Source organism: Motilimonas thetidivivens, assembly GCF_046452435.1.
Lineage (GTDB): Bacteria > Pseudomonadota > Gammaproteobacteria > Enterobacterales > CBDFNC01 > Motilimonas.
Genome location: NZ_JBKFDK010000036.1, coordinates 25085 through 31331, shown reverse-complemented (window position 1 = coordinate 31331; position 6247 = coordinate 25085). Strand labels below are relative to the sequence as shown.

General features: G+C 44.4%; 5 protein-coding genes. 1 reads left to right on the top strand and 4 read right to left on the bottom strand.

Going from position 1 to position 6247, the window contains the following annotated elements; all coding sequences use genetic code 11:
• Positions 1-57: 57 nt before the first annotated feature.
• Both dsbB and nhaB read right to left on the bottom strand, forming a co-directional pair.
• On the bottom strand, positions 58-576 hold the full coding sequence (gene dsbB, locus ACK8OT_RS18640) for a disulfide bond formation protein DsbB (RefSeq protein ID WP_410198012.1): 519 nt from the start codon (positions 574-576) through the stop codon (positions 58-60).
• Between the two features lie 127 nt (positions 577-703).
• On the bottom strand, positions 704-2287 hold the full coding sequence (gene nhaB, locus ACK8OT_RS18635) for a Na(+)/H(+) antiporter NhaB (RefSeq protein WP_410198011.1): 1584 nt from the start codon (positions 2285-2287) through the stop codon (positions 704-706).
• 319 nt (positions 2288-2606) lie between these two features.
• On the opposite strand from nhaB, the gene fadR reads away from it, so the two are divergent.
• On the top strand, positions 2607-3329 hold the full coding sequence (gene fadR, locus ACK8OT_RS18630; protein WP_410198010.1) for a fatty acid metabolism transcriptional regulator FadR: 723 nt from the start codon (positions 2607-2609) through the stop codon (positions 3327-3329).
• Positions 3330-3384: 55 nt separating this feature from the next.
• Here the strand turns inward: fadR and ACK8OT_RS18625 are convergent, their stop codons facing one another.
• The gene (locus tag ACK8OT_RS18625; protein ID WP_410198009.1) at positions 3385-4908 is read right to left on the bottom strand and encodes a SpoVR family protein; all 1524 of its coding nucleotides are present in this window, start codon (positions 4906-4908) and stop codon (positions 3385-3387) included.
• A 26-nt stretch (positions 4909-4934) separates the two neighbouring features.
• Positions 4935-6224 (bottom strand): YeaH/YhbH family protein, encoded by a 1290-nt coding sequence (locus ACK8OT_RS18620; RefSeq protein WP_410198008.1) that lies wholly within the window; start codon positions 6222-6224, stop codon positions 4935-4937.
• Between the last annotated feature and the right edge of the window lie 23 nt (positions 6225-6247).

Here is a 6247-nt window from a genome sequence, read left to right as displayed (position 1 = left end):
TTGTTCCGTCTGGGGTAGGAGCGATATTTATATCGCGAAAAGTTTTAGAATGCGTATTTAGTCGCAGCATTTACGGCGCGAGAATTGGCCAATTAATACGACTAAAAATATCACACTGTAAATAGCAAAGCAGACAAATAACCATTGTGGCATGCTGTAGCCCAAAAATTGCCAAACGATATCGGCGCAATCACCGGTGGGGTTAAACAGCCAAGGTACCCATTGATGCAGTGGCATCCACTCGGGGAAGTTAGGGATAAAATCACACGTATAAAATGGCGAAGGGTTCATCTGGTAATCAACATGCTCTAAGGCAAGTTGTAATCCCCAATAAGCACTCACGCCCCAAAGTACAAAACCTGCCCAACGGGTAACAAAAAAATCAGGTCTAATGGCGCCGACTAACCCGGTTGCGATGATCCCCATCATGGCTATGCGTTCATAAATACACATTACGCAGGGCTCTAGTTTCATCACATGTTGAAAATAAAGAGCGGTAAGCTCTAAACATAATGCCGAAAAGGCCAACAGCAGCCATGGCCCACGTTTTGTCGCTAACTGATTGAGGTACTGCATAAATTCTCGTTCCTTGAAGAATAAAAAACCCAGCAATTATACTGGGTTTTTTATTCTTAAAACTATGATCTTTACACGCTCTATACAAAACTCTGTGGCCTAGCACAGAGTTTCAAGCAAGTTCAGATTAGTGTGCTGCGCCTGATGTCGCGGCTTCGCTCACCGAATGGTGCTGAATAAGCTCATGTAAGTAAAGCCATTCAGTTGAACCTTCTAAGAAGAACATAATGCCGATCATACCAACGATAGCCAGTACGATAGTGTACGGCAGCGCCATCCATACCATGGTGCCGTAAGACAGGCGAACCAGAGGTGCAATTGCAGACGTTAGCAAGAACAAGAAGGCGGCTTGACCGTTTGGTGTGGCAACCGACGGCAGGTTAGTACCTGTGTTGATAGCAACGGCGAGTAGGTCGAACTGGTCACGGGTAATTTGACCGTCCAGTAGTGCAGCCTTAACTTCATTGATGTAAATCGTGCCCACGAATACGTTATCACTAAGCATAGAAAGTAAGCCGTTAGCCACGTAGAACAAGGCAAGTTGAGCGTGACCATCTTGCATCAATACAGCTTGAATGACAGGTCTGAACAGCTCTTGGTCGATGATTACCGCAACGATGGTGAAAAATACAGCCAGTAGCGCGGTAAATGGTAGCGCTTCTTCAAAGGCTTTACCTAGGGCGTGCTCTTCGATAATACCAGTGAAAGAGGTAGCCAGTACGATAACCGATAGACCGATTAGGCCAACTGGCGCTAAATGCAGCGCTAGACCAATGATTAACCATACACCAATCAGGCCTTGTACAACTAGCTTGGCAACATCGCGCTGGGTCATTTTTGCATCGGCTTGTTTATCATAGTCGACCATGATTTGGCGCACTGCGTTAGGTAATTTAGCACCGTAGCCAAACCAACCTAGTTTTTCTACCATGTAACAAGTAATTAGGCCGCAGATAAATACAGGAACCGTCACCGGCGCCATACGTAGGGCAAATTCAATAAAGTCCCAGCTTGCTTGGTCGGCGATAATTAGGTTTTGTGGCTCACCAACTTGAGTACATACCCCGCCTAATGCAGAGCCCACACCCGCGTGCATAAGTAGGCTACGTAGGAAAGCGCGGAATTTGTCTAGATCTTCACGACGTTGGTCTTGCAAGTTATTGTCACAAGTGTGGTCGTGATCAAGAGCGCTATTGTCTTTACCTGAAGCCACCTTGTGGTAAATGCTGTAAAAGCCAACCGCAACACTGATAACCACTGCGATAACCGTTAGCGCATCGAGGAAGGCAGATAAAAATGCAGCAGCAAAACAGAAGGACAAAGAGAGTAATGCTTTAGATTCAACTTTGATCAACAGCTTAGTGAAAATATAAAGCAATAAGCTCTTCATGAAGTAGATACCCGCAACCATGAAGATTAGGAGTAGGATTACTTCAAAGTTAGCAGCCAGTTCATGTTCAACCTGTTTTGGGGAAGTCATACCAATAACAACTGCTTCGATGGCCAATAAACCACCAGGTTGTAGAGGGTAACATTTAAGAGCCATCGCAAGGGTGAAGATGAATTGCATCACCAGTACCCAACCCGCTACAAATGGGTCTATGGCAAAAATAATCGGGTTAACTACAAGAAAAGTAATGATGGCCCATTTGTACCACTTTGGCGCGTTGCCGAGAAAATTCCGACAACCAGCGATCAGTAAGTCTGACATTGTTTTAATAACTTCCTTTGTCCAATATAATAATATCGGCTAGCTTATGTGGTATTACATTCATTCCTGGCGGAAATAATTGATTTTGCCATGCCGACTGGTTAGCACTTAGTGCTTGATTTGGGGGGCACAAAAGTATGCCTTAAGAAATCGGGCGTATTGTAGCCAGATTGGCGCAATTATGATGCAGTCAAGGTGTAAAAAAAATGTGATTTTCATCACGAAGTTGTGGATGCAACGGTGTCTTCATTTTTTCTTCATATTTACTCAAAACAATCCTGCTTTTGATGTATTAGGTCAATAAAGAAAATAAATAATTATGAGTGGTTCTATGGTTTTTAAAGCGCAAAGTCCAGCGGGTGTGGCTGAAGAATATTTAATCGACTCGATCTGGAATGAACGCTTTCCGCCTGGCTCGATCTTGCCTGCCGAGCGAGAACTGTCTGAAATGATTGGGGTAACAAGAACCACATTACGTGAAGTGCTACAACGCCTTGCACGCGATGGGTGGTTGACAATACGCCATGGCAAGCCAACTCAAGTGAATGATATTTGGCAAACCTCGGGCCTAAATATATTGGAAACGCTGGCTCGACTTGAAGGCGATAAGGTGCCTTTATTAATTGACCAATTGTTGTCGGCTCGGACCAACATCAGTGCTATTTTTATCCGTGGTGCGATTAAACGAAACCCTGAGCGGGTGTTAAGTATCGTTGAGCAGCTGCCTGATGTGGACGCTGATAGCCAAACCTTTGTTGACTTCGATTATGCTTTTTATCACCAGCTTGCGATGGCTTCTGAGAACATGATTTATGTGCTGGTTCTGAATGGTTTTCGTAACTTGTACCAAAAGCTAGGGGTATTTTATTTTGCCCATCACGATGCCAAATTGCTGGCTCGCGATTTTTATCTAAACATAGCCCGTTTTTGTCAACAGCAACCTGACGAGCAAGTGATGGATTTAGTACGCCGCTACGGAAAACAAAGCGCCCTTATTTGGGAGCGAGTAAAGTCCGATATTCCTAGTGATATTACCGAATAGAATAGGGAAATAGGGGCGGCTTAGCTTAGCCCCTTAATCAACACATCCCACTGAATTATATTTGCAGTTGCTCTTTGGTTTCGTGCAGCTCCGGCACCCGAGCTAAAATATGACACTTATCATCATCTTGAACCTGCTCTAAGCTAACGTTGAATCCCCATAAACGGTGTAGATGTTTAAGTACTTCTTGGGTCGAATCCCCCAATGGCACTTTTTGGTGGGGGACGTAACGCAGTTTCAATGACCGATCACCATTTAAATCAACACTGTAAACCTGAATGTTAGGCTCGATATTACTTAAATTGTATTGTGCTGCGAGTTGCTGGCGAATTTTTTGATAGCCTTGTTCGTTATGGATCGCATCAACCTTGATATAGGATTTAGAGTCATCATCGACCACGGCAAATAGTTTAAAATCCCGGATCACTTTCGGTGACAGATACTGACCAATAAAGCTTTCATCCTTAAAGTTCTGCATCGCGAAATGCAAGGTTTCAAGCCAATCACTGCCAGCAATGTCAGGAAACCATTGCTTGTCTTCCTCGGTAGGATGTTCACAAATTCGGCGTATGTCGGTGAACATAGCAAAGCCTAACGCATAAGGGTTGATGCCAGAGTAGTAGGGCGCATTGTATGGCGGTTGTAGCGTGACATTGGTGTGATTGTGCAGCACTTCAAGCATAAATTTGTCGCTTAATTTGCCTTCGTCGTATAGGTGTTGCATTAAGGTGTAGTGCCAAAAGGTGGCCCAGCCTTCATTCATCACCTGAGTTTGTTTTTGCGGGTAAAAGTACTGGCTAATTTTTCGTACAATTCGCACGATTTCACGTTGCCAAGGTTGTAATAACGGCGCGTGCTTTTCAATAAAGTAGAGAATGTTCTCTTGTGGCTCTTTTGGGAAACGATAGCTTTGTTCATCACTTTGCTTATTTTTTACCGGGATTGTACGCCACAACGCATTAACTTGACTTTGCATGTATTCGGCGCGCTCTTGCTGGCGGCGCTTTTCTTCGCTGAGTGATAATTTTTGCGGCCGTTTGTATCTATCAACGCCGTAATTCATTAAGGCATGGCAAGAATCGATGATTTCTTCTACTTCGTCGATGCCGTATTTTTCTTCACAGTCTTCAATGTACTGTTTGGCAAACAATAAGTAATCGATAATTGAGCCTGCATCCGTCCAAGTTTTGAATAAATAATTGTTCTTAAAAAAAGAGTTATGGCCATAACAAGCGTGAGCGATAACCAGCGCTTGCATTGGCAGGGTATTTTCTTCCATCAAATAGGCAATACAGGGGTCTGAGTTAATGACGATTTCGTATGCCAGTCCCATTTGGCCGCGTTTATAGGTTTGCTCGGTTTCGATAAATTTTTTGCCATAAGACCAATGTCGATAACCAATGGGCATGCCCACACTGGAGTAGGCATCCATCATTTGCTCTGCGGTGATCACTTCAATTTGGTTAGGGTAAGTATCTAATTTGTAAAGCTTGGCAACCCGTTGGATTTCTTGATCATAAAGCTCTAGTAAGGAAAAGTTCCAATCAGGGCCATGGGGTAATTTTTCGGCTTTATCCATATCGCCTCCAAAACAACAGACCGACGTTACGCGGCCTGTTTTTTAAATAATTCACGAAATACAGGGTAAATATCTTTGACGCTGCGTATGTGTTGCATGGCAAATTGCGGATAACTTTCGACCAGTTTTTCATACTCCCGCCACAGCGATTGGTGCGGGCGGTTGGTGATTTCAATGTAGGCGTAATAGCGTAATTTAGGTAACAATTGCTGCGCTAACAACTTACTGCAATAGGGCGAATCATCGGCCCAGTTATCGCCGTCAGAGGCTTGGGCTGCGTAGATGTTCCATTGATTTTCGGGGTATCTGTCCTTAACGATTTCATCCATCAGTTTTAGCGCACTCGATACTATGGTGCCGCCGGTTTCTTGTGAATAAAAGAACTCTTGCTCATCAACTTCTTTGGCTTGGGTGTGATGGCGAATAAACACTACGTCTATATGTTTATAGCTGCGGGTTAGAAATAAATAGAGCAGGACATAAAAGCGTTTCGCCATTTCTTTGGTAGCTTGATCCATCGAGCCAGAAACGTCCATTAAGCAAAACATCACGGCTTGGCTGCTGGGCACGGCGCGCTGGGCAAAATTGTTGTACTTAAGATCAAAGGTATCAATAAACGGCATATTCTTAAGCCGTGTTTCTAATTCGGTGATTTGCGCTTTAAGCTCGCTAATCGCTTGGGCATGTTTGGTTTTTTGTTTAGCTTTACTGGCAGCCGCTTCAAGCTCAGCCAGCTCGGCTTTAAGCTCATTGAGTTTACGCTTTTTGCCCGCGCCTAGGGCGGTGCGACGCAGCAGTGAATTTTGCAACGAGCGCACAATATTGATATTGGCCGGCACCCCGTCTGAGGTAAAACCGGCTCGGTAGGTTTTATATTCGATTAACTTATCTAATTGTTTTTGTTCGAGGTTGGGCAGGGCCAGATCTTCAAAAATCAGATCTAAGTATTCATCTTTGGATATTTGAAATACAAAATCGTCATTGCCTTCACCTTGATCGCTCGCTTCTCCTTCACCAGAGCCTTCGCCGCCTTGTTGTGGGGGCGGGCGCTTGATTTTGTCGCCATCAATAAAGTTATCGTTGCCAGTATGTACCCGGCTACGCACCCCGCCATTGCCTTGATGGAAAAAAGGCTCAGACATGTCTTTTTGCGGAATACTGATACTTTCACCCGAGGTAACATCTTGAATGCTACGTTGGGTGACGGCATCCGCCACGGCTCGCTTAATTTGTTTCTTGTAGCGGCGCATAAACCGCTGGCGATTAACCGTACTTTTGTTTTTCGAGTTTAAACGCCGATCGATAAAATGTGACATAGCGCTCTCCCTAACGCGTTGGA